Below are 20,853 nucleotides of genomic sequence, written 5' to 3'. Positions count from 1 at the left end.
CGCAATGAACAAGCATCTTCCGCTGCGCGCGGCAGCCCTCGCCGTGGCCGTCGCCGCCTGCCTGCCCGCGCTCGCCGCCGTCAGCGCCGACGAGGCCGCCAAGCTCAAGTCCGAACTCACGCCGCTCGGCGCCGAGAAGGCCGGCAACAAGGACGGCAGCATCCCGGCCTGGACCGGCGGCTACACCACGCCGATCGCGGGCGACAAGCCGGGCGGCCGGCGCGGCGATCCGTTCCGCGACGAGAAGCCGCTGTACACGGTCACGGCCCAGAACGCGGCGCAATACGCCGACAAGCTCAGCGACGGCGTGCAGGCGATGCTGAAGAAATACCCCGACAGCTTCCGCCTCGACGTCTACAAGACCCACCGCACGGCCGCCGCGCCGCAATGGGTCTACGACAACACGCTCAAGAACGCGACGCGCGCGAAGCTCGTCAACGATGTCGTGACCGAGGCCTACGGCGGCGTGCCTTTCCCGATCCCGAAGAGCGGCGCCGAGGTGATTGCCAACCACGTGCTGCGCTGGCGCGGCACGTCGTGGCAGGAGCCGGTCACGCAGTACCAGCTCACCGCCGACGGCAAGGCCGTGCTCTCGACCGAGGGCGTGCTCGACCAGCAGGTGCCCTACTACCTGCCCGACGGCAACCTCGCCGACTTCGCGAAGGCGAACGAGTACTCGTTCGTGAAGCTCGTGAACTCGGGCCCGCCGATCCGCGCGGGCGAGGCCATCCTCGGGCGCAACCAGCTCGACGGCGCGAAGGACCAGGCCTGGGTCTATCTCACGGGCCAGCGCCGCGTGCGCAAGCTGCCGAACCCCTGCTGCGACACGCCGACGCCCGCGACCGCCGGTCTCATGAGCTTCGACGAGATCGAGGTGTTCGCCGGCCGGCTCGACCGCTTCGACTGGAAGCTGGTGGGCAAGCAGGAACTGCTCATCCCCTACAACGGCAACCGCCTGCTCCAGCCGACCACCGACGCGGCCGTGCTCGGCGCCCACCACCTGAACCCGGACCATGTGCGCTGGGAGCTGCACCGTGTCTGGGTGGTGGAGGCGACGCTGCGCGCCGGCCAGCGCCACCAGGCCGCGCGCAGCCGCTACTACTGCGACGAGGACACCTGGAACTGCGTGCTCGGCGACCGCTGGGACGCGAACGGCCAGCTCTGGAAGACGCTGTCGGCCCAGACCTTCGTCGCGCCCGACCTGCCGGGCACCGTCATCGGCGCGTTCACGATGAACGACTTCGCCAATGGCAGCGCCTACATCGGCAACCTGTTCAACAGCCGGTCCGCGCAATACCCGCTCAAGCCGCGCTTTGCCGACAGCGTGTTCACGCCCGAGGCGCTGGCGGGCGAGGGCGTGCGATGAGCGCCCTGCCCGTCGCCGTGACTACCGCCGCGCGGCGTCTGCCGGCCGCCGTGATGACAGCGCTTGCACTGCTCGCGGGCGGCGCGGTGGCCGCGCCCGTCGGCGACGCGCTCGACCGCCCGGCCATCGCGGTGCGGGCGCCGGAGCACGCCAATCTGCTCGCCGTCGCACAGGCCGGCGACCGGCTCGTTGCCGTGGGCGAGCGCGGCATCGTCGCGCTGTCCGACGACGGCGGCGCGCACTGGCGTCAGGCGAGCGTGCCGGTGAGCGTCAGCCTCACGGCGGTGCGCTTCGCCGACGCGACCACCGGCTACGCCGTCGGCCACGGCGGCGTCGTGCTTGCCACCGACGACGGCGGCCAGACCTGGACCCGCCGCCTCGACGGCCTGCGCATCGCCCGGATCGCGCACAACGCCGCGCTCGCCGCCGGCGACGCCCGCGCCGAGGCCGATGCCGCGCGCCTCGTCGCCGACGGACCCGACAAGCCGCTGCTCGACCTGCTGCTCGCGGGCCGCGACCGGCTCGTCGTCGTCGGCGCCTACGGCCTCGCCCTCGCCTCCGACGACGGCGGCCGCAGCTGGCGCTGGATCGCCGCCGGCATGCCCAATCCGAAGGGGCTGCACCTGTACGCGATCCGCGCGCGCGGCGACACGCTGCTCGTCGCGGGCGAGCAGGGCCTCGTGCTGCGCTCCGACGACGGCGGCCACGTCTGGCGGCGCCTGGCCCTGCCCTATGACGGCAGCTTCTTCACCGCCGAACTCCCGTCCGACCGCGAGCTGGTCGTCGCCGGCCTGCGCGGCAACGTCTGGCGCTCGGCCAACGGCGGCGCGAGCTGGACGAAGCTCGACCTGCCGGTACCCGCGAGCATCACCGCCTCGGCGCTCGACGCGCGCGGCGGCCTGCTGCTCGCAAGCCAGGCCGGCCTCGTGCTGCGCGCCAGCGGCGACGCCGTCGCGCCCGTCGATCCGCGTCCGCTCGGGCCGCTCGCCGCGCTGCTGGCGCGCGCCGACGGTTCGGTCCTCACCCTCGGCCTTGCCGGCCCGGTCAGCCTGCCCGCCGCAGGCCAGGGAGCGCCGCGATGAGCCCGCTGCATCCGCCCGCCGCGCTGCCCGCGCCCGGCGACTTCGACGTCCGCTCCGGCTCGCTCGTCGAGCGCGCGATCTTCAACCACCGCTGGCTCGTGCTCGCGCTCTGCCTGCTCGTCACGCTCGTGCTCGGCTGGCAGGCCTCGCGGCTCACGCTCAACGCGAGCTTCGAGAAGACCATCCCGGCGCGCCACGAGTTCATCCGCAACTACCTCGACCACCGCGACGAGCTGCAGGGCCTCGGCAACACGGTGCGCATCGCGGTCGAGAACCCGGCCGGCAGCATCTACGACGCGGCCTATCTCGACACGCTGCGCCGGCTCAGCGACGAAGCCTTCCTGCTGCCCGGCGTCGCGCGCACCGGCTTCAGGAGCCTGTGGACGCCGAACGTGCGCTGGGTCGGCGTGACCGAGGACGGCCTCGAAGGCGGCCCGGTCATCCCCGACGGCTACGCCGGCAGCGCGGCCGACCTGCAAGCGCTTGCGGCCAACATCGCGCGCTCGGGCGAGATCGGCCAGATCGTGGCGCTCGACGCGAAGTCGAGCATCGTCCAGCTGCCGCTGCTGCCGGTCGATGCCGAGGGCCGCGCGCTCGACTACGGCGCCTTCGCCGACCGGCTCGAAGCCCTGCGCGCCAGGTACGAGTCACGCGGCGTGAAACTGCACATCACCGGCTTCGCCAAGGTGGTGGGCGACCTCATCGACGGCGTGCGCGCGGTGCTCGCCTTCTTCGCGGTCGCGGTCGCGATCGCGCCGGCGGCGGTGTTCTGGTTCACGCGCTGCTGGCGCTCGACCGCGCTGGTGGTGACGGCCTCGCTCGTCGCGGTGGTGTGGCAGCTCGGCCTGCTGCCGCTGCTCGGCCAGTCGCTCGATCCGTACTCGATCCTCGTGCCCTTCCTCGTGTTTGCCATCGGCATGAGCCACGGCGCGCAGAAGATGAACGGGATCATGCAGGACGTCGGCCGGGGCGCGCACAAGCTGGTCGCGGCGCGGCTGACCTTCCGCCGGCTGTTTCTCGCGGGGCTGACGGCGCTGCTGGCCGATGCCGTGGGCTTCGCGGTGCTGCTCGTCATCGACATCCAGGTCATCCGCGAGCTGGCGGTGGCGGCGTCGATCGGCGTCGCGGTGCTGATCTTCACGAACCTGATCCTGCTGCCCATCCTGCTCAGCTACACCGGCGTGAGCGCGAAGGCCGCCGCGCGCAGCCTCAAGTCCGAGCAGACCGATGCCGCCGGCCACGCGAAGCATCCGGCCTGGGCCGCGCTCGACCGCTTCACGCGGCGCGGCGCGGCGACGGCGGCGGTGACCGGCGCGCTGATCCTCGCGGCCGCCGGCTATGCGGTGAGCACCCGCCTGAGCATCGGCGATCTCGACCCGGGCGCCCCCGAGCTGCGCGCCGACAGCCGCTACAACCGCGATGTCGCCTTCACCAACGCCGCCTACGGCGCGTCGAGCGACGTGCTCGCGGTGATGGTGAAGACGCCCGACGGCGGCTGCTCGCGCTACGGCGTGCTCAACAAGGTGGATGCGCTCGAATGGCAGCTGCGCCAGCTCGACGGCGTGGAAAGCACCAACACGCTCGCGCTGCTCAACCGCCGCGTGCTGTCGGGGCTGAACGAGGCCAATCCCAAGTGGTACGAGTTCCTGCCCAACCAGGACATGCTCAACACCGTGACCGCCGGCGCGCCGCGCGGCCTCTACAACGACAGCTGCTCGCTGCTGACGATGTACGTCTATCTGCGCGACCACAAGGCCGAGACGCTCAGCCGCGTCGTGAACCATGTGCAAGCGTTTGCGGCCGACAACGACGGCGACGACGCGCGCTTCCTGCTCGCGGCCGGCAGCGCCGGCATCGAGGCGGCGACCAACATCGTCGTGAAGGACGCGTGGCACGAGATGCTGCTGCTCGTCTATGGCGCGGTCGTGCTCCTGAGCTTCATCACCTTCCGCTCCTGGCGCGCGGTGCTCGTGGCGGTGCTGCCGCTGATGCTCACCTCGGTGCTCTGCGAGGCGCTGATGGTGGCGCTCGGCATGGGCGTGAAGGTGGCGACGCTGCCGGTGATCGCGCTCGGCGTGGGCATCGGCGTGGACTACGCGCTCTACATCCTGAGCGTGACGCTGGCGCGGCTGCGCGAGGGCGCGAGCCTGTCCGAGGCCTACTACCGCGCGCTGCTGTTCACCGGCCGCGTCGTGATGCTGACCGGCGTGACGCTCGCGCTCGGCGTCGTCACCTGGGTCGCGAGCCCCATCAGGTTCCAGGCCGACATGGGCCTGCTGCTGGCCTTCATGTTCCTGTGGAACATGCTCGGCGCCCTCGTGCTCATCCCGGCGCTCGCGCACTTCCTGCTCCGGCCGGCCGCGCGCGCCGCCGTGTCCGCTGCGGGCGATGCCGGCGCCGCGCCCGCCACGCCTCCTGCCGCCGAGGCCGTCGGCCAGCCCCTGCCCGCGCCACCGCCGGCGCTGCGGCCCGGCCTCGGCGGCGCCGTGCCCGCGCCCTCGCCGGTGCCCGGCACCTGACCCATCCATCCACGACAACCACCGTCTCTCGCGGGGCCGGTCCCCGCTCCGCCCACGCCAGCAAGGACAGCACGATGTTCAAGTACTTCCCCACCAACTATGTCTGGAACCTCTCGGTCGATCTGTCGATCGAGATGGGCGCCCGCATCGGCGAGATCGAGGAGATGTGCGCCCCGCTGCAGGACGCCGCGAAGCATCCCGACGCCGAGGGCACCCGCGCCTTCCGCGAGACCTGGTCGCGCATGGCCGACAAGCTCGCCGCCCTCGCCGACGAGGACGAGGCGCGCGGCCGGCTCATCTCGGCCGGCGACAAGCTCAAGCGCGCCGCCAACTACTACCTCACCTGCGAGCGGCTCCAGGCCCACGGCGCGCCGGGCCGCGTCGAGCTGTACCAGCGTTTCCTGCAAGCGTTTGCGAAGGGCGTGCGGCTGGCGGGCGACAACTGCGAGCCGGTCGAGATTCCCTATGAAGGCACGGTGCTCACCGGCCTCTACACGCGGGCCGAAGGCCTCAGGCCGGGCGAGCGCGCGCCGCTGCTGGTGCAGGTCAACGGCCTCGATTCGACCAAGGAGATGAAGTACCTCGTCGGCCTGCCGGCCTGGCTCGCGAAGCGCGGCGTGTCGTCGCTCGTCATCGACCAGCCCGGCACCGGCGACGCGCTGCGCCTGCGCGGCCTCACCGCGCGCTTCGACAGCGAGCACTGGGCCAGCCGCGTCTTCGACTGGCTCGAAACCCGCGCCGACGTGGACCCGAAGCGCATCGGCCTGGAAGGCGTCTCGCTCGGCGGCTACTACTGCCCGCGCGCCGTCGCCTTCGAGCCGCGCTTCGCCTGCGGCGTGGTCTGGGGCGCCAACCACGACTGGCGCGACGTGCAGAAGCGCCGGCTGGAGAAGGAAGGCAACCTCCCGGTGCCGCACTACTGGGCCCACGTCTGCTGGGTCTGGGGCGCGAAGGACATCGACGACTTCATGCGCATCGCCGGGAACGTCCATCTCGACGGCGTGCTCGACCGCATCCGCGTGCCCTTTCTCGTGACCCACGGCCAGAAGGATTCGCAGATCCCGCTCAAGTGGGCCGAGCGCACGTACGAGCAGCTCGTCAACAGCCCGAAGCGCGAACTCAAGGTGTTCGACGAACGCACCGGCGGCGTCCAGCACTCCAGCTTCGACAACTCGGCCAATGCCGGCGCGTACATCGCCGACTGGGTCGCCGAGGTGCTCGGCGGCCACACCACCGCCGGCCGGGGTTGAACGACATGAACACGCCCGACCCCCGCGGCCTGAAGCTGATGATCGTCGGCCGCCGCCGGCCCGGCAGCACGCTGGCCGAGCACCGCCATCACATCCGCCATGTGCACGGCGAACTGGTGCTGCGCTACATCGCGGCCGAGCCGGCCAACGCGCCGCGCCGCTATGTGCAGAACGCCGTGTTCGACGGCAGTTTCCGCGCGACCGCGCCGGGCACGGATGCCTTCGCGCTGAACCGCGATTTCGTGACCGAGATCTGGGTGCCGGATTTCGCCGCCCTCGGCCGCTCGCGCGAGACGGCGTTCTACCGCGACCACCTCAAGGGCGACGAGGACAACTTCGTCGATCAGGCCACGGTCGTCTTCATGCCGGTCCGCGCGCGCGAACTGCGCCCGGTCGCGCAGGCCGGCTTCAAGTGCTTCGGCTTCCTGCGCAAGGCGCCCGGCGTGGACGCGGCCCGGTTCCAGCAGGCCTGGGCGCGGGCGCCCGCGTTCGCGCCGGCGCTGGGCCATGTGCAGAACGACGTGCTGCCCGCGCCCGACCGCCCGGTACCGGCGGACGCCATCGACGAGTTCTGGCTCGCCGACGAGGCCGCCGCCCGCGCGCTGCCGGCGCAGTGGCAGGCCTGGGTGGACGAGGCCCTCGTCCGTCCGGGCCTGGCGCTGGCCGACGGCAGCTTCTTCCTGCTCGCCACCGAAGCCGTGCTGCACGCCGGCACCTGATTCCCACCTTGGAGCCGACACCATGACCTTTGAAATTCTCGGACCCGACGAACTCGTCTTCGGCGTCGATGACGTCGAGGCCTGCGCGCAATACCTGACCGACTACGGCCTCGCGCCCGTTGGCGTGACCTCGGCCGGCGGCCGCTTCGAGGCGCTCGACGGCACGGCCATCGTCGTGCGCCGCCGCGACGACCCCGCGCTGCCCGCGCCGCTGCCGACCGGCAGCATGCTGCGCAAGACCACCTACGGCGTGCCCGACCAGGCCACGCTCGACGCGATCGCCGCCGAACTCGGGCGCGACCGCGAGGTGACGACCCTGCCCGACGGCTCGATCGAGGCGCGCGACGACATGGGCTTCGCGCTCGGCTTCCGGCTGACGGTGCGCAAGCCGCTCGACCTGCGCGCCGAGCCGGTCAACTCCCCGGGCGCGGCGCCGCAGCGCGGGCCGAACGAGATCGGCGTGAGCACCACGCGCGACGCGCTGCCGCGCACGCTGTCGCATGTCGTGTACTTCGTGCCCGACGTGACGAAGGCCGAAGCCTTCTACGTGGAGCGGCTCGGCTTCCGCTGCACCGACCGCTTCACCGGCACCGGCCCCTTCCTGCAACCGGCCGGCACGCTCGACCACCACACGCTGTTCCTGATCCAGACGCCGCCCTTCATGCAGGGCATCGAGCATTTCACCTTCCACATGGCCGGGCCGACCGACGTGCTCCAGGCCGGCTACCGGTTTGCCGCGAAGGGCTACCAGTCGTTCTGGGGGCCGGGCCGCCACCTCTTCGGCTCGAACTGGTTCTGGTACTTCAACAGCCCCTTCGGCTGCCATGTCGAGTACGACGCCGACATGGACCTGCACGACCGCGAATGGGTCGCGCGCGAGGCGCCCGCCGGCGCCGACACCTCCCAGGCCTTCCTGTTCCAGCACCGCCAGCTCTGGTTCCCGAGCGGCCCGCCGCCCAAGGCCGGCGCGCACTGAGCCGGTTCTGCCGCGCCACCGCAAACCGCCACATCCCGGCGGCGCGCGCGCCCCCAACGGCGCGCCGCCCGCCATACCCAGGGCAACGGCCACGCAGCCGGCCCATCCGAAGGAGGAGACCCATCATGAACATCCCGTCCCTGCGCGTGCTCGTCATCGGCGGCGGCTTCAGCGGCATGTCGGCCGCGATCGAGCTGCGCCGCCTCGGCGCGAGCGTCGACGTCGTCGAGATCGACGCGGGCTGGCGCTCCTACGGCGCCGGCATCAGCCTCGGCGGCGCCACGCTGCGCGCCTTCCGCCAGCTCGGCATCCTCGACCGCTTTCTCGAACTCGGCGCCGCCTCCGACGGCGTGGAACTGCGCCTGCCGCACGGCCAGACGGTCGGCAGCCTGCCGACGCCGCGCATCGCCGGCGACGATGTGCCCGGCGGCGGCGCGATCATGCGTCCGGCACTCGCGCGCATCCTCGCCGACGCGACGCTCGCGGCCGGCGCGAAGGTGAAGCTCGGCTGCACCTTTACCTCGATCGAGCAGGACGCCGACGGCGCGACCGTCGCGTTCACCGACGGCAGCGGCGGGCGCTACGACCTCGTCATCGGCGCCGACGGCCTCTACTCGAAGACGCGCGAGGCGCTGTTCCCAGCCGCGCCCCGGCCCGCCTACAGCGGCCAGGCCGTCTGGCGCGCAGTGCTCCCGCGCCCGGCCGAGGTCAAGACCTGCATGTTCTGGGTCGGCGCCGGCAACAAGCCCGGCGTGAACCCGGTGTCGAAGGACGAGATGTACCTGTTCCTCACCGAGCACCGCCCGGTCAACGAGCGCGTCGATCCGGCCACTTTCGTCGACAGGCTGCGCGCGCTGCTCGACGGCTTCACCGATCCGCTGCTGCGAGCCATCCGCGAATCGATCAACGAAGGGTCGAGCATCGTCTACCGCCCGCTCGAAGGCATGCTCATGCCGCGCCCCTGGCATGCGGGCCGCGTCGTGCTCATCGGCGACACGGTGCATGCGACCACGCCCCACCTCGCCTCGGGCGCCTGCATCGGCATCGAGGACGCGCTGGTGCTGGCCGACGAACTCGCGCGCGCCGACGGCGTCGAGGCCGGGCTCGCCGCCTTCGAGGCGCGGCGCTGGGAACGCTGCCGCATGGTCGTGCAGAACTCGGCGCGCCTCGGCGAGATCGAGATGACGCCCGACGGCGACAAGGCCGAGCACGCCGCGATCATGCGCGCGTCGATGCTCGCGCTGGCCGAGCCGATCTGAGCGCGGCGGTGACGATCATGACCACCGAAAGCCTGCGCGGCCGCCTCGCGCTCATGGGCGGACATTGCGCCGGCATGCTCGACCTCGTCGCGCTGCCGGTCTGGGTCGGCGCGCTCGTCGCGCGCTACGGTTTCGACGCGCAGCAGGCCGGGCTGCTCGCGACGCTGTTCCTGCTCGGCGCGGTCGGCGGCAGCCTCGCGATCGCGCCGCGCATCGCGGCGCTCGACGCGCGGCGCGTCGCGCTCGGCGGCTTCGCGGCCGGCGCGCTCGTGTTCGCGGCGGTGTCGGTCTGCGCCGGCTTCGCGGCGATGGCGGCGCTGCATGCGCTCGCGGGCCTGTGCGTCGGCGCGGCGCTCAGCGCGGTGCACGGGACGATCGCGCGCGGCGACCGGCCGCATCGCGGCTTCGCGCTCGCCGGCATGTCGCTCGGCGTGTTCGCGATCACCTTCTACGCGGGCGCGCCGGCGCTCGTCGCATGGGCCGGCGGCGCGGCGCTGTTCCGGCTGTTCGCGGTCGTGATGGCGGTCGCGGCGCTGCTCGCGGCGATCGGCTTTCCGCGCCTTGCGCCGGTCGCGCCGCGCGCCGGTACCGGGCGTGGCGCGACGCCGATCGCGCCGGCCGTCTGGTTCGGCGTCGCGGGCATCGGCGCGATGGCCGTCGTGCAGTCGATGACCTTCGCCTTCCTCGAACGCGCGGGCATCGACCGCGGCTTCGGCGCCGAGGCGGTCGCGGGCGTGCTGGTCGCGCTCGGCTTCGTGAACCTGTTCCCGGCCGCGCTTGCGGCGCTGCTCGAACGCCGGCTCGCGGCGCGGCGCGTGCTGCTCGCGGGGCCGGCCGTCCAGGCCGCGCTCGCGGTGGTCATCAGCGCCGCGCCGGGCTTCGGTGCCTGGGCGGCGGCGGCGTCGGTGTTCGCGGCGGTGATGCTGTTCACGCACACCTTCGTGTTCGGCGTGCTCGCGCGGCTCGACCCGACCGGCCGCGCGCTCGCCGCGACGCCCGCGATGCTCATGACCGGCGCGGCGATCGGCCCGGTACTCGGCGGCACGCTCGTCAAGACGCTCGGCTATCCGAGCCTCGGCCTGACCGCGCTCGCCATCGGCGCGGTCGCGGTCGCCTGCTTCTCGCGCGTGCGCCAGGCCGCCGCGCCTTCCCCGTCCATGGAGGCCCCCGCATGAACAAGACCCGCCGCTTCGTCGATCTGTCGATCTTCCTGGAGAACGACGTGCTGTCCGACCCGCCGCCGCTCGCGCCGAAGATCACCTACCAGAAGCACGCCGACACGCTGCCCGAGTTCCTCGCGATGCTGCCGGGCACGACCGCCGCCGACTATCCCGACGGCGAGGCCGCCGCCGCCGAATGGGTGACGCTCACCACGCACAGCGGCACCCATCTCGACGCGCCCTGGCATTTCCATTCGACGATGGACGCGAAGAACGGCGGCGCGCGGCCGTCGATCACGATCGACGCGGTGCCGCTCGAATGGTGCTTCCAACCCGGCGTCAAGCTCGACTTCCGCCATCTGCCCGACGGCCATGTGGTGACGGCCGCCGAGGTCGAGGCCGAACTCGCGCGCATCGGCCACGAGCTGCAGCCGCTGGAGATCGTCGTCGTCAACACGCGCGCCGGCTCGCGCTACGGCCACAAGGACTATGTCGGCTCCGGCTGCGGCATGGGCTACGAGGCGACGATGTACCTGCTCGAACGCGGCGTGCGCCTGACCGGCACCGACGCCTGGAGCTGGGACGCGCCGTTCTCGTATACCGCGCGGCGCATCGCCGAGACCGGCGACAAGAGCCTCATCTGGGAAGGCCACAAGGCCGGCCGCGACATCGGCTACTGCCATCTCGAAAAGCTGCACAACCTCGAAGCGCTGCCCGCCGACGGCTTCCTCATCAGCTGCTTTCCGCACAAGGTGCGCGGCGGCTCGGCGGGCTGGACGCGCGCGGTCGCCATCTTCGAGGGCTGATACGTCACCTCACAGCGAGCCCCCCATGACCTTCAAGCCCCTGCGGCGCGTCGTGACCGGCCATGCGCCGGACGGCCGCGCCATCGTCGCCAGCGATGGACCGCTGCCGACCGTCGTGCCGATCGAGAAGATCCCCGGCACCGTCTTCCACGAGATCTGGAGCACCGAGGGCGCGCCCGCCGGCGTCGGCAACGGGCCGGACCCGACGCTCGGCGCGCTGCGCCTGCCCCCGCCCGCGCGCGGCACGCGCATCCGCGTGGTGGACATCCCGCCCGACAGCGCCGACTTCCTCGCCCACGGCGCGGCGCGCATGAAGGACGCCTTCACGCAGATCGGCGACGCGGCGGCCTCGACGGTGAAGACCGGTTCGCCGCATCCGCTCATGCACCGCACCGAGTCGGTCGATTACGGCGTCGTGCTCGACGGCGAGATGACGCTCGTGCTCGACGACAGCGCGACGCTGCTGCGCGCGGGCGACATCGTGATCCAGCGCGGCAGCAACCACGCGTGGGCGAACCGCTCGGGCCGCGTGTGCCGGATGCTGTTCGTGCTGGTCGATGGCGTGTACGACCCCGCGATCCGGGCCGCGCTCGATGGACGCTGAGGCGATGACACCGCCCGATCTGCCGGGCGGCGGCGCGGACGGCCTCGTCGCCGCCGCGCCGCAGCGATCGCCCGGCGCCACGACGGCCCACGCGCCGCATGCCACCCCCGGCTCGCTGTTCGACCTCGCGGGCCGCGTCGCGCTCGTGACCGGCGCGGCGCGCGGCCTCGGCCACGCGATCGCGCAGGCGCTCGCCGACCACGGCGCGCGCGTCGTCCTCGCCGACATCGACGCGGCCGGCGCCAGCGCCGCCGCCGACGCGCTGGCAGAGCGCGGCGCGCGGGCCGTCTCGCTCGCCGCCGACCTCGGCGACCGCACCTCGGTCGCGCGGCTCGCGGCGCAGGCGACAGCCGCCTTCGGCCGCATCGACACGCTGGTCTGCAACGCCGGCATCGAGGGGCCGGTCGGCCCGCTCGGCGCCGCGACCGAGGCCGACTGGCGCCGCGTGATGGACGTGAACCTCGGCGGCGCGCTCGCGCTGTGCTCGGCCGTCATCCCGCCGATGGCCGAGCGCGGCGACGGCAGCGTCGTGCTCATGTCGAGCATCGCCGGCCTGCGCGGCAACCGCGCGATCGGGCTCTACGCGTTGTCGAAGGCCGGGCTCGCCCAGCTCGCGCGCAACCTCGCGGTCGAATGGGGGCCAAGCGGCGTGCGCGTGAACGCGGTGTCGCCGGGCCTCGTGCGCACGCCGCTCGCGGCCGGGCTGCTCGCCGACCAAGCCTTCATGGCGCGCCGGCTCGCCGCGACGCCGCTGCGCCGCGTCGGCGAACCGCACGAGATCGCGGGCGTCGTCGTCATGCTCGCGAGCCGCGCGGGCGGCTTCATGCACGGCCACAACCTCGTCGTCGATGGCGGCACGACGATCGGCGACGGCAGCTGAGATGCGCGTCTGCCTCGGTCCGCTCGCCGACCTGCCCGACGGCGATTCGCGCGGCGTCGATGCGGCCGGAGGCGGCCGCGCCGGCCTGTTCGTGATCCGGCGCGGCGCGCGCGTCGTCGCCTGGCGCGACGACTGTCCGCATATCGCGGGCGCGCGCATGGCCTGGCGCCGCGACGCCTACCTGAACGCCGACCGCAGCCGCATCGTCTGCCATGCGCACGGCGCCGAGTTCGACATCGACAGCGGGCTCTGCCTGCGCGGGCCGTGCGCGGGCGAGCGGCTGGCGGCGGTGCCGGCATGGGTCGATGCGCGGGGCCTCGTCTGGCTCGACGCGCCGGACGACTGAGCCCGCGACCCCGCTCAGATCTCCAGCGCCCGACGCGCGAGCGTCACCGCGTCGCCGTCATGCCGGAAGCCGGCCGCGTCGGCGAGCGGCGTCGCGAGCGGCGGATGGCGGCCGAAGTTGGCTTCGAGCGCCGCATCCTCGCCCCAGCTTGCAAGCGCTTGCGCATTCGTGCCCCAGGCCGCGCCGACGGCCGCCGCGAGTTCGCCGAACGACAGCCGCAAGGCCGGCAGGGTGCAGACGCGCGCCGTGCCGAACCGCGCGCCGTCGATCGCGGCCGCGTGCAGCAGGTTGTCGACCACGCAGGGCACCGACATGAGCCAGGCCGTCGCGCGCGCCGGCACCGGACAGGCGAAAGGCCGGCCCGCCGCCAGTTCGCGGATCAGGTCGCTCGTGAAGGCCGACAGCAGCCCGCTCGGCGCGGGCGGGCGCGCGACGATGCCCGGCAGCCGCAGCGAGCGCACATCGGCCCAGCCGCGGCGCGCCGCATCGGCCGCGAGCACCTCGGCCGCAAGCTTGTGCGCGCCGTAGCTGAGCGCCGGCGCGCAGGGCGTCGCGTCGTCCACGCCACCGGCCGGCAGCGGCGCGCCGAGCACGGCGATCGTGCTCGCGAACACGAACACCGGCGCGCGACCCGCGAGCGACTGCGCGCGCGCCGCGTCGAGCAGCGCAAGCGTCGCGTCGAGGTTCACCGCGCGGCCGAGCAGCGGATCGCGCTCGGCCGCGCCGCCCGGCAGGCTCGCGAGATGGAAGATCGCATCGACCGGCGCCGCGAAGGCGGCGGTGACGAGGGCCGCGTCGGTGATGCTGCCGGCGAGCCGCGTCACGCGCGGGTCGCCGGCGTCGCCGTCGGCGAAGGCGAGGTCGATCAGCGTGAGTCGGTCGATGCGCGGCAGCGCGGGCGCACCGGCGAGCAGCCGGGCGACGAGCGCGCGGCCGACGAAGCCGGCGGCGCCGGTGACGAGGACATGCATGGCGGCGATCGGAAAGCGTGGCGGGGCGCCGATGCTAGGTCGCGGCCCACGGCGCGCGGAAATGGTTTGCGCCGATGGCAGCCATCGGCAAGCCCGGTTTCCCGTCGCGCGCGGCGCTGCCTAGCATCGGGCGGCAAGGCGCGCGCCAGGAGCGCGCACCAGCCTGCAAACCCTTGCAAGACCATTGCGCGCCGGCCGTCGGGACCGGCACCGAACCGGAGGAGACCGCCCTTGAAACTCGCCACCCTGCGCAACGGCCGCCGCGACGGCCGCCTCGTCGTCGTCTCGCGCGATCTCGCGCGCGCCGTCGGCGCGAGCGCCATCGCGCCGACGCTCGCCGCCGCCCTCGACGACTGGGACGCGCTCGCGCCCGCGCTGCAAGGGCTTGCAGACGAACTGGAGGCCGGCCGCGCGCCCGGCGCCTTCGCCTTCGACGCCACCGAGGCGATGGCGCCGCTGCCGCGCTGCTCGCAGTTCGTCGACGGCTCGGCCTTCCCGAACCACGGCGACATCATGGAGCGCGCCTTCAACCTGAGCGTGAAGAAGGTCGAGGGCGTGCCGATCCTGATCCAGCGCCAGTCCGACGACTTCCGCGGCCCGCGCGACGATTACGAATTCCCCTCCGAGGCCGACGACGCCGATTTCGAGGGCGAGTTCGCGGTCATCACGGGCGAGCTGCCGATGGGCGCCTCGGCCGACGAGGCGCTGGCGCGCGTGCGGCTCGTGACGATCTTCAACGACGTGAGCATGCGCGCCCACCTGTTCCGCGAGATGCAGCTCGGCTTCGGCTTCATCCAGGCCAAGCCGGCGACGGTGTTCGCGCCGGTGGCGGTCACGCCCGACGAACTGGGCGACGCCTGGCGCGACGGCCGCGTGCATCTCGACCTGCGCGTGAGCCGCGACGGCGAGCCCTTCGGCCATCCCAACGGCCGCGAGATGACGCCCGGCTTCGGCGGGCTGCTGGCCCATCTCGCCTACAACCGCCGGCTGCGCGCCGGCACCATCGTCGGCTCGGGCACGGTGTCGAACGCCAACTGGGCCGAAGTCGGATCGGCCTGCCTTGCGGAACGGCGCGCGCTCGAGGTGCTTGCGCACGGCGAGGCGCGCACGCCCTTCCTGCGCTTCGGCGAGCGGCTGCGCTTCGAGGTGCTCGATGCCGGGGGCCAGTCGGTGTTCGGCGCGATCGACCAGCGCTTCGTGCCGGCGGGCGGCTGAAGGCCGCGCCGCGCGCGCCGGCGTCTCCCTCATCTGACGGTGGCCAGCGGGCGCGGCCGTCCGGCGGCGCCCCCGGCCCGGGATCACTCGCGCGCCGTCATCCCGCCCGCGTCCGACGGGCACCGTCGCGTGCCCCGCCCCCGCTTGCGGCAGACTCGCCGGCCCGCCGCCACCGGACCACTCCCATGCAACTCCTGCTCGCCACCCGCGGCCTCGACGCCGAGGCCTGGTGCCACGCGCTGCAAGCCGCCCTGCCCGACGCCCGCGCCCGCCTCTGGCAGCCCGGCGACGATGGCCCCGCCGACTACCTCCTCTACTGGAAGGCCGACGCCGCCGCGCTCGCGCCGCGCGCCGGCCTGCGCGCGATCTTCAACCTCGGCGCCGGCGTCGACGCGCTGCTGCGCCTGCTCGCCGCCGATCGGGGCCTCGCCGGCCATCGCGTGCCGGTGCTGAGGCTGGAGGACGCCGGCATGGCGCGGCAGATGCGCGAGTACGCGCTGTACTGCGCGCTGCGCTTCCGGCGCCGCTTCCATGACTACGAGGCGCTGGCGCGCGAGGCGCGATGGCAGCCGCTCGCGGTCGAGCCGGCCGAGGCCTTTCCGGTCGCGGTGCTCGGCGCCGGCCGGCTCGGCCTGCCCGTGGCGCAGGCGCTGGCCGCGCTCGGCCATCCGGTGCGGCTGTGGCGCCGAGACGTGGCACCGCTGCCGGACTTCGCCACCTTCGGCGCCGACCGCCTGCGCGATTGCGTGGCCGGTGCGCGCCTGCTCGTCAACCTGCTGCCCGACACGCCCGCCACTGCCGGCGTGCTCGGGCGCGCCGTGTTCGACGCGATGGCGCCGGGCGGCTTTCTCGTCAACCTCGCGCGCGGGCGCCATGTGGTCGACGCCGACCTGCTCGCGGCGCTCGACGACGGTCGGCTGGCGCGCGCCGCGCTCGATGTCTTCCATGACGAGCCGCTGCCGCCCGCGCACGCGTTCTGGCGCCATCCGCGCATCGAGCCGACGCCGCATGTCGCGGCGCTCACGCTGCTCGACGACAGCGTGGCCCAGATCGCCGGCCACATCGCGCGTGACCGGCGTGGCGAGCCGCTCGCGGGCATCGACCTCGCGCGCGGTTACTGACGACGTCGGCGGCTCGGAACCCGACGACCGCGCGGCCACGGGCCGCGTCGACCGCGCCGCCCCGCATCGCGTGGGCGTGCCGCCGCGCCGCCGTGCGCGGCCCTCAGTGCAAACCCGCACTCAGCATCCGCGCATGGCGGCCGTCAAACGAGTGGCCGATACCTGCTCGCGCGGCGCGGTCGCGCCATCGCCAGGCGCCGGCGCACAACGTACAAGGCCCACACGGCCGTCACGCAGGGGTCCGCCTTGACTGTCTCGTCCTTCCGATCACGCCTGTTCGTGATCCTCGTCTTCATCACGCTTTGCGTGCTGCTGCTCGGCGGCACCGCCTCCTTCCTGCTCGACGGGCTCAACAAGCGACTCGACGGACTGGCCAACGGCGTCTATGCGCGGCTCGAGATCGCGGGCCATCTGCGCGAGGCGGCCGATGCCCGCGCGATCGCGGTGCGCAACCTCGCGCTGCTGACCGACCCGGCCGGGCGCGCGGCCCAGGTACGCGAGTTCAATCGCCGTCAGGCCGAGACGAGCAGGACACTCGACGCGCTGGTGAGCGCGATCGCGGCCGCCGATGTGCCCGACGAGGTGCGGCGGCAGATCGCGCGCGTCGCCGAGGTCGAGGCCCGCTACAGCCCGGTTGCCGCGTCCATCGTCGCGCGGCTCGATGCCGGCGAACGCGAGTCCGCCATCGCCGACATCGAGCGCGTCTGCACGCCCGCGCTGGCCGAACTGAGCGACGCCATCCACGACTACACGGTCAGCACCGAGACGCGCACGCGCGCCCGTGTGCTCGACATCGAGGCCACGACCGACCGCCAGCGCGGCCTGCTGCTCGGCGCGGCGGTGATCGCGGCGGCGGTGGCCGCCGGCCTCGGCCTGCTGCTGCGCCGCCATGTGCGGCGCACGCTCGGCGCCGAACCCGAGGCGCTGCGCGCCGATCTCGCCCGGCTGGCCGAGGGCGATCTGTCCGATGCCGGCGACAGCGGCGCCGCCGCGCCGCATGACCACAGCCTCGCCGCCGAGCTGACGCGGGTGCGCCGCAAGATCGGCGGCATCGTCGGCCAGGTGCGTGCGAGCAGCGAGAGCATCGCGGCCGGCGCGGCGCGCATCGCCGACGGCAACGGCCACCTGAGCGAGCGCACCGAGGCCCAGACCGGCTCGATCCAGCGCACCGCGAGCGCAATGGAGCAGTTCGGCGGCACCGTGAGCAGCACCGCCGACAACGCGCGTCAGGCCAGCCAGCTGGCCGAAAGCGCGGCCGGCGTGGCCAGCCAGGGCGGCGAGGTGGTGAGCCGCGTGGTGGCGACGATGCACGGCATCAGCGAGAGCAGCCGGCGCGTCGGCGCGATCGTCGAGGTGATCGACGGCATCGCCTTCCAGACCAACATCCTGGCGCTCAACGCGGCCGTCGAGGCGGCGCGCGCGGGCGAGCAGGGCCGGGGCTTCGCGGTGGTGGCCGGCGAGGTGAGAGCGCTTGCACAGCGCAGCGCGGAGGCGGCGCGCGAAATCAAGGGGCTGATCGGCAGCAACGTCGAGCAGGTCGGTCAGGGCACGGCGCTGGTGGACCAGGCCGGCCGCACGATGGACGAGATCGTCACCTCGATCCGGCGCGTGAACGACATCGTGTCCGACATCGCCTCGGCCACGGTCGAGCAGAGCGGCGGCCTGCGCCAGGTGAGCGACGACGTGGTGGAGATGGACCGCGCAACCCAGCAGAACACCAGCCTCGTGAGCGAAAGCGCCGCCGCCGCGGAGCAGCTGCGCGGCGAGGCCCAGCAGCTGGTGGCGGCAGTGTCGGTGTTCCGGCTGGCGCGCGGCTGAGGCGGCCGGCGGACCATCCGGACCGGGCGGCGCGGCTTCGGCCGCCCGTGGCCGCGCGTGGCCGGACCCCGGGCGCCGCGCCGCCGGCTGAAGCCGGCGCGCGACGGGGTCGCCATTCAGTGCACCCGCCAGACGCACTAGACTCGGGCGGATGCAGCTCTCCGACGACACCTCCACGGCCCCGCCGCGCCTGCGCGGGCAACACGACTATCTCCGGCTCCTGGTCGCCCGCGTGACCGGCGGCGGCGCCAACCAGATGCTCATGGTGGCGCTGGGCTGGCAGATGTACGACCTCACCTCCAGCGCCTGGCAGCTCGGTCTCGTCGGGCTCGCGCAATTCGTGCCGGCGCTGCTGCTGACGCTGCCCGCCGGCCATCTCGTCGACCGCCACGACCGCCGGCTGCTGCTCGCGGGCAGCCTCGGCCTGCAACTCACCGTGGCGGTCTGCCTCGCGCTCGCGAGCGTGCTGGGCGCGATCGGCGGCGGGCTCATCCTCGCCATGTCGGTGCTGCTGGGCATGGCGCGCGCGTTGCAGATGCCGGCGCAACAGGCGCTGCTGCCGACGCTGGTGCCGCCGCTGCTGCTGGCGCGCGCGGTGGCGGCGTCGAGCTCGTGCATGCAGGCGTCGGTCATCGCGGGGCCGGCGCTCGGCGGCGCGCTGTATGCGCTCGGGCCGCGCGTCGCGGCGCTCGCGGGCCGCGCGGCCACGGGCGCCAGCGACGCGGCGATCGGCGCGCAATGGGGCGCAGCCGTGGTGTACGCGGTGTCGCTCGCGCTGCTGGTCGCGGCCATCTGGGCGACGCTGGCGATCCGCCACCGCCCGGCGCCGCGCCGCCATGCCGCGCCGAGCCTGGCCGATTTCACGGCCGGCATCCATTTCATCCGCCAGCGGCCGGTGGTGCTGGGCGCGATCTCGCTCGACCTGTTCGCGGTGCTGCTCGGCGGCGCGACCGCGCTGCTGCCGATCTTCGCGCGCGACATCCTGCACACCGGCCCCGAGGGCCTGGGCCTGCTGCGCTCGGCGCCGGCGCTGGGCGCGGTGGTCGTCGGGCTGACGCTGGCGCGCATGCCCATCCATCGCCATGCCGGGCGCTGGCTGTTCGGCGCGGTGGCGGTGTATGGCGTGGCGACCATCGGCTTCGCGTTCTCGACCACCTTCTGGCTCGCGTTCGCGGCGCTCGCGGTGAGCGGCGCGGCCGACATGTTCAGCGTGGTGATCCGCCAGTCGCTGGTACAGCTCGAGACGCCGGACGAGATGCGCGGGCGCGTGGGCGCGGTGAACTCGCTGTTCATCGGCGCGAGCAACCAGCTCGGCGAGTTCGAGTCGGGCGCGACGGCCGCGCTGCTCGGGCCGGTAGGCTCGGTGCTGCTCGGCGGCGTCGGCACCCTCGTGGTCGTGCTGGCGTGGATGCGGCTGTTCCCCACGCTCGCGCGGCGCGACCGGCTCGTGCCCGGACACTGATGGCGCGCCGGCGCCTGCCCGCCACAGCCCGGCCACAGCCCGCCCGACCACATCCCCGCTTCCGATGCCGCTGCTGCCCGCCCCCGACGCCCGATCCGCCGCGCCCGCCGATGCGGCCCTCGCGCGCCGCGACGGCCTGCCCGCGTCGCCGGCCGGCGTGCCGTTCAACGCCGGCCCCGGCCATGCCCTGCCCGGCCTGAACGACGACGCCGTGGTCGGCGCCTGGCTGGCCGAGTACGCGCGCAAGCCCAACACCCAGCGCGCCTACCGGCGCGAGGCCGGGCGCTTCCTCAGGTGGCTGCGCGACGTGCGCGGCGCGACCCTCGCCGACCTCGGCCGGCTCGACTTCGACGACTACCGCGACTTCCTCGCCGAGCCGCCCGACGACTGGGTACTCGACGGACTCGCCACCGGCGGCTTCCGGGGCGGGCTGTCGGCGACGAGCCAGCGTCAGGCGCTGCTGATCCTGCAATCGCTGTTCGACTACCTGATGGACGGCGACTACCTGCGCCGCAACCCGCTGCGGCTCATGAAGGACAAGGGGCCGCCGCCGCGCAAGCGGCTGCGCCCGGTGCCGAGCGCGCACGCGATCGAGCGCGCGCTCGGGCTGCTGCTCGGCCGGCTCGACGCGGCCGGAAACGCGTCGGCGCCCGATGCCCTGGCCGCCCTCCGCCCGCAGACCGGCCCCGAGGACGCCGTGCCCGACCGCGCGGTCGCCGCGCGCGAGGCGCTCGCCTTCGGCTGGCTCTACTGGACCGCCTGCCGGCGCGCCGAACTGGCCGACGCCCGCCTCGGCGACCTCCAGGCCGAGCCGACCGGCGCCGGCCCGCGCTGGTGGTGGCAGCTCACCGGCAAGGGCGATGTGCATGCGCTGCTGCCGTTGCCGGCCGAGGCCGTCGCGCTGCTGGCGCGGGTCTGGCGCCAGTCCGACCTGAAAGCGCTTGCAGACCTCGTGCGGCGCCGGCCCGACGCGCCGCTCATGCTCGCCGGCACCGAACGCGCCGCCACCAGCGTCTCGGCGGTGTACGAATCGCTGCGCGCCTCGGCCGGCTGGCTCGCCGCCCATCCGGCGCTGGCCGACCTCGACGCGCAGGAGCGCGAACTCATCGCCCAGCTGCGCCCGCATTCGATGCGGCGCGCGCGCTGCACCCATCTGCTCGACGCCGGCGTCGAGCCGCGCCTCGTCCAGCGCTTCCTGCGCCACGCCTCGCTCGACACCACGCTCATCTACGACCAGACCGGGCGCGGAGACTTCCACGCCGCCATCTCGGCCGCCGCGCCGCGCGGCTGAAGGCCCCT

General features: G+C 73.8%; 18 protein-coding genes. 17 read left to right on the top strand and 1 reads right to left on the bottom strand.

From position 1 onward, the window contains the following. Positions 1–4: 4 nt before the first annotated feature. The 12 genes from H566_RS0112530 (at position 5) to H566_RS0112470 (ending at position 12,967) form a co-directional block, all read left to right on the top strand. The gene (locus tag H566_RS0112530) at positions 5–1,366 is read left to right on the top strand and encodes a DUF1329 domain-containing protein (RefSeq protein ID WP_028311711.1); all 1,362 of its coding nucleotides are present in this window, start codon (positions 5–7) and stop codon (positions 1,364–1,366) included. Next, the gene (locus tag H566_RS0112525) at positions 1,363–2,448 is read left to right on the top strand and encodes a WD40/YVTN/BNR-like repeat-containing protein (RefSeq protein ID WP_028311710.1); all 1,086 of its coding nucleotides are present in this window, start codon (positions 1,363–1,365) and stop codon (positions 2,446–2,448) included. The genes H566_RS0112530 and H566_RS0112525 overlap by 4 nt, the downstream gene beginning before the upstream one ends. After that, complete coding sequence (locus H566_RS24800; RefSeq protein WP_084545043.1) at positions 2,445–4,967, top strand: efflux RND transporter permease subunit; 2,523 nt, start codon at positions 2,445–2,447, stop codon at positions 4,965–4,967. The genes H566_RS0112525 and H566_RS24800 overlap by 4 nt, the downstream gene beginning before the upstream one ends. Before the next feature lie 74 nt (positions 4,968–5,041). Further along, positions 5,042–6,217 carry an alpha/beta hydrolase family protein gene (locus H566_RS0112515; protein WP_028311709.1) on the top strand — a complete coding sequence of 392 codons (1,176 nt, stop codon included), beginning with the start codon at positions 5,042–5,044 and terminating at the stop codon, positions 6,215–6,217. Between the two features lie 5 nt (positions 6,218–6,222). Further along, positions 6,223–6,936, top strand: a complete 714-nt coding sequence (locus tag H566_RS0112510) for an EthD domain-containing protein (protein WP_028311708.1) — start codon at positions 6,223–6,225, stop codon at positions 6,934–6,936. 22 nt (positions 6,937–6,958) lie between these two features. Then, positions 6,959–7,912 (top strand): VOC family protein, encoded by a 954-nt coding sequence (locus H566_RS0112505; RefSeq protein ID WP_028311707.1) that lies wholly within the window; start codon positions 6,959–6,961, stop codon positions 7,910–7,912. A gap of 125 nt (positions 7,913–8,037) precedes the next feature. Continuing rightward, positions 8,038–9,171 carry an FAD-dependent oxidoreductase gene (locus tag H566_RS0112500; protein WP_028311706.1) on the top strand — a complete coding sequence of 378 codons (1,134 nt, stop codon included), beginning with the start codon at positions 8,038–8,040 and terminating at the stop codon, positions 9,169–9,171. 17 nt (positions 9,172–9,188) lie between these two features. Next, on the top strand, positions 9,189–10,346 hold the full coding sequence (locus H566_RS0112495; RefSeq protein ID WP_028311705.1) for an MFS transporter: 1,158 nt from the start codon (positions 9,189–9,191) through the stop codon (positions 10,344–10,346). Then, a complete protein-coding gene (locus H566_RS0112490; RefSeq protein ID WP_028311704.1) occupies positions 10,343–11,137 on the top strand; it encodes a cyclase family protein in 795 nt (264 codons plus the stop codon). The genes H566_RS0112495 and H566_RS0112490 overlap by 4 nt, the downstream gene beginning before the upstream one ends. Positions 11,138–11,162: 25 nt before the next feature. Further along, complete coding sequence (locus H566_RS0112485) at positions 11,163–11,741, top strand: cupin domain-containing protein (protein ID WP_028311703.1); 579 nt, start codon at positions 11,163–11,165, stop codon at positions 11,739–11,741. 4 nt (positions 11,742–11,745) lie between these two features. Then, positions 11,746–12,621 carry an SDR family NAD(P)-dependent oxidoreductase gene (locus tag H566_RS0112475; protein WP_084545086.1) on the top strand — a complete coding sequence of 292 codons (876 nt, stop codon included), beginning with the start codon at positions 11,746–11,748 and terminating at the stop codon, positions 12,619–12,621. A 1-nt stretch (position 12,622) separates the two neighbouring features. Then, positions 12,623–12,967 carry a Rieske (2Fe-2S) protein gene (locus H566_RS0112470; protein WP_156924412.1) on the top strand — a complete coding sequence of 115 codons (345 nt, stop codon included), beginning with the start codon at positions 12,623–12,625 and terminating at the stop codon, positions 12,965–12,967. 14 nt (positions 12,968–12,981) lie between these two features. Here the strand turns inward: H566_RS0112470 and H566_RS0112465 are convergent, their stop codons facing one another. Next, on the bottom strand, positions 12,982–13,938 hold the full coding sequence (locus H566_RS0112465) for an NAD-dependent epimerase/dehydratase family protein (RefSeq protein ID WP_028311700.1): 957 nt from the start codon (positions 13,936–13,938) through the stop codon (positions 12,982–12,984). A gap of 231 nt (positions 13,939–14,169) precedes the next feature. Here H566_RS0112465 and H566_RS0112460 point away from each other — a divergent pair, with 231 nt between their 5' ends. The 5 genes from H566_RS0112460 (at position 14,170) to H566_RS27485 (ending at position 20,845) form a co-directional block, all read left to right on the top strand. After that, positions 14,170–15,153 carry a fumarylacetoacetate hydrolase family protein gene (locus tag H566_RS0112460; RefSeq protein ID WP_028311699.1) on the top strand — a complete coding sequence of 328 codons (984 nt, stop codon included), beginning with the start codon at positions 14,170–14,172 and terminating at the stop codon, positions 15,151–15,153. 185 nt (positions 15,154–15,338) lie between these two features. After that, positions 15,339–16,274 (top strand): NAD(P)-dependent oxidoreductase, encoded by a 936-nt coding sequence (locus H566_RS0112455; RefSeq protein WP_028311698.1) that lies wholly within the window; start codon positions 15,339–15,341, stop codon positions 16,272–16,274. 246 nt (positions 16,275–16,520) lie between these two features. Continuing rightward, a complete protein-coding gene (locus H566_RS24795; protein WP_034411524.1) occupies positions 16,521–18,092 on the top strand; it encodes a methyl-accepting chemotaxis protein in 1,572 nt (523 codons plus the stop codon). Between the two features lie 151 nt (positions 18,093–18,243). Beyond that, entirely contained in the window at positions 18,244–19,554 is a 1,311-nt protein-coding gene (locus H566_RS0112445; RefSeq protein ID WP_028311697.1) for an MFS transporter, read from the top strand. A gap of 64 nt (positions 19,555–19,618) precedes the next feature. Then, the gene (locus tag H566_RS27485; protein ID WP_051378697.1) at positions 19,619–20,845 is read left to right on the top strand and encodes a tyrosine-type recombinase/integrase; all 1,227 of its coding nucleotides are present in this window, start codon (positions 19,619–19,621) and stop codon (positions 20,843–20,845) included. The last annotated feature ends 8 nt before the right edge of the window (positions 20,846–20,853 follow it).

Origin of the sequence: Derxia gummosa DSM 723 (assembly GCF_000482785.1) — a bacterium.
Taxonomy (GTDB): Bacteria; Pseudomonadota; Gammaproteobacteria; order Burkholderiales; family Burkholderiaceae_E; genus Derxia; species Derxia gummosa.
The sequence above is the reverse complement of the archived record's forward strand: the minus strand, read 5'-3'. Positions and strand labels throughout refer to the sequence as shown.